Below are 1,062 nucleotides of genomic sequence, written 5' to 3'. Positions count from 1 at the left end.
GGGTGAAGTCAGGGAGGAGATCGGCATGATTCAGAAACGGGGTCTGGATGGCAAGGGTCACCGCATCGCAGTCTGCAATCATTGTAAAGTCCGGTGTGCAGGAGAAGGTGCCGGCATCGACAACCTTCCGAAGAAGTGGCTCAAGCCCCGGCTCCTCGCCTTTGAGGGGGGATTCGCCCCGGTTCAGCATCGCGATCTTGTACCCTGAGGTCTTTGAGTCCCGCTGGAACCCATAGACATGGTTGATCCCGGGGATATCGGCGAAGAGGACGGCGGCGGGGATCCCGACATAGCCCATGCCAATGACACCGATGGTTTTGATCGGCCCGCGTTCCTTGATGAGTGCTGCGAGATGATTGTCGTGTTTTGTGTGGTTCTGGGGGTTCTGCGGTCTCTCTCTTTGCCGGTCTGTCATGTTCGTCTCCTCTGGTTCATTCCATCGATAATGTTGTCTCTCTTATTATTTGTCAAATGCACTGATAATCCGTCTGATCGCGTCTGCGGCGGTGCCATCGCCATAATGTGCGGAATGGGTTGCATTGCACTCGTTCTGCTGGTTTCGCTCCTCTCCGGCCATCTGGCGGACTGCTGCAATGATACGATTGGTATCAGCACCTGCAAGTACGTTCCAGCCATCCTCCACCGTCTCGACCCATTCGGTATTCTCCCGCAGGGTGATACAGGGAACCTGCAGGATATATGCCTCCTTCTGGACACCGCCTGAGTCGGTGAGGACAGCGGCTGCCTGGCCGAGCAGCTGGAGCATATCGAGGTAGGGGAGCGGCTCGATGAGTTGGACATTTGTGATTGAGTCACCAGCAATTCCGTACTGTTCAAGGAACTTCCGCGTCCTCGGGTGTGCGGGGAAGATCACCGGCCGGTCAAGCGCAGCAAATGCGGCCATGATGGATCTGAGATTTTGCTCGTCATCAGTATTACTGGCACGGTGGACGGTGGCGAGGTAATAGTCGCCAGCATCGAGACCAAGTCGATCCAGAATATCGGATCGTGCTGCCAGCTCCCGGTTGAAGAGGAGGGCATCGACCATCACATCTCCGACAC

General features: G+C 56.2%; 1 protein-coding gene and 1 pseudogene. Both read right to left on the bottom strand.

Annotation, left to right across the window (positions count from 1 at the left end; translation table 11 throughout):
* Positions 1 to 298 (bottom strand): annotated as a pseudogene (locus QCH34_RS13205) (nucleotide sugar dehydrogenase); the annotation flags it as partial.
* 162 nt (positions 299 to 460) lie between these two features.
* Positions 461 to 1,062: UDP-N-acetylglucosamine 2-epimerase (locus QCH34_RS13200; RefSeq protein WP_300334790.1), on the bottom strand; the 602-nt coding region annotated here is incomplete at its 5' end.

This window comes from Methanocalculus sp., assembly GCF_029762515.1.
Taxonomy (GTDB): Archaea; Halobacteriota; Methanomicrobia; order Methanomicrobiales; family Methanocorpusculaceae; genus Methanocalculus.
Note: the sequence above shows the minus strand (reverse complement) of the source record. Positions and strands in the feature narration are given on the sequence as shown.